Source organism: Anaerotignum faecicola, assembly GCA_024460105.1.
In the GTDB taxonomy this organism is placed as follows: Bacteria; Bacillota; Clostridia; order Lachnospirales; family Anaerotignaceae; genus JANFXS01.
This window is the reverse complement of sequence record JANFXS010000058.1, coordinates 1-606: the sequence shown is the minus strand read 5'-3', so window position 1 is coordinate 606 and position 606 is coordinate 1. Positions and strand designations below refer to the sequence as shown.

Below are 606 nucleotides of genomic sequence, written 5' to 3'. Positions count from 1 at the left end.
ATTATACCCCATCAGCCTGGCGTTGAAGCTGTTTTGTGATCCGGCTTCCACTTCAGACTACGGTGCCATGTTCTCCATGTCAGTCCTGTCGATTTTGCCGCTGATGCTTATTTTTATCCTGCTTCAGCGGTATCTGGTGGAGGGAATTGCTTCCTCCGGCATTAAGGGATAGGTGAAGTGTATGAACCGGGAGAGAGAAGCAGAACTGAGACAATGGATTGATGCACATGAGGAGGAACTGGTCCGGGATATCAGGAAGCTGGTAAGAATCCCCAGTGTCTCGCGGCCGGAACAGGAACGGTCAGATGATACGGTGAAAGCGGCGCACTGCATGATGGAAATTGCGGCACAGTATGGACTTCATGCGGAGAATTGTGAGGACTGCTGTGTAAAGATACTTTACGGGGCTGGGGAAAACGAGGTACAGGTATGGGGGCATCTTGACGTCGTGCCCGCCGGTGAGGGCTGGATCTATCCGCCGTGGGAGTGTACAAGGAAGGGCGATTTTCTGATCGGAAGAGGTGTTTCAGATAATAAGGGGGCGGTAATCGCGGTCCTTTACTGCCTCAGATATCTGAAGGAGCATAGCATAAAGCCATGTTTCCG

The 606-nt window shown here is 51.7% G+C and carries 2 protein-coding genes; both read left to right on the top strand.

The genetic code is table 11. From position 1 onward, the window contains the following. A partial coding sequence (locus tag NE664_12715; protein MCQ4727498.1) for a carbohydrate ABC transporter permease occupies positions 1 to 172 on the top strand: 172 nt, incomplete at its 5' end. Between the two features lie 9 nt (positions 173 to 181). Beyond that, positions 182 to 606, top strand: a 425-nt coding sequence (locus NE664_12710; protein ID MCQ4727497.1) for a M20/M25/M40 family metallo-hydrolase, incomplete at its 3' end; no start/stop codon positions are given.